Genomic DNA, 786 nt, shown 5'->3' on the forward strand with positions numbered 1-786 from the left:
AGTGACTTGTGCTTGTCCTTTTTTATCTGTCGTTATTTTAGCGACTACTTGTCCTGCTGCATCTTGAATCTCAAATACTGCATCAGCTAAAGCATCTTTATTTTCTTTATCTACTTTTGTAATTTCTACATTTCCTACATCCACTAATTCATTTTCTACAGTCAATTGTAATGCTGTAACTCTACCTTTTTCAATTTCGAATGAAACTGGCTTTTCTAGTGGTTTGTATCCTACCGGTGTTTCTACTTCTACTAACTCATACTTTCCAATAGATAAATCTGAAACTGTTGCTGTTCCTTCTTTATCTGTCGTTACTTTCGCAACTACTTTTCCTTTTGAGTCACGTACTTCAAATACAACATTTTCTAATGGTGCTTTACTGTCTTTATCTATTTTTGTGATTTCTACATTCCCCGTATCTACCATTTCATTTTCTACAGTGAACGTTAAAGATTTTGTCATACCTTTTGTAATTTCAAATGGTACAGGCTTTTCTAATTTTTTGTAGCCTGGTAAACTATCTACTTCTACTAGCTTGTACTTTCCTACTGATAAATCTGAAACTGTTGCTTTTCCAGCTTTATCTGTCGTTACTTTCGTTACTACCTTGCCTTTGTCGTCTTGAACTTCAAAGACTATCCCTGCTAACGGTGCCTTATTATCTTTATCTATTTTTGTAATTTCTACATTTCCCGTATCTACCATTTCATTTTCTATTTTTAATGATAGAACTTCTGTCATTCCTTTTTTGATTTCAAACGATACTGGTTCTGTTAATTGTTTGTA

The 786-nt window shown here is 33.2% G+C and carries 1 protein-coding gene; it reads right to left on the bottom strand.

Features of this window, described 5'->3' with window-relative positions:
- Positions 1 to 786, bottom strand: a 786-nt coding sequence (locus MR167_RS31560; protein WP_255787510.1) for an MSCRAMM family protein, incomplete at both ends; no start/stop codon positions are given.

Source organism: Bacillus cereus group sp. BfR-BA-01355, assembly GCF_022663675.1.
GTDB lineage: Bacteria > Bacillota > Bacilli > Bacillales > Bacillaceae_G > Bacillus_A > Bacillus_A thuringiensis_S.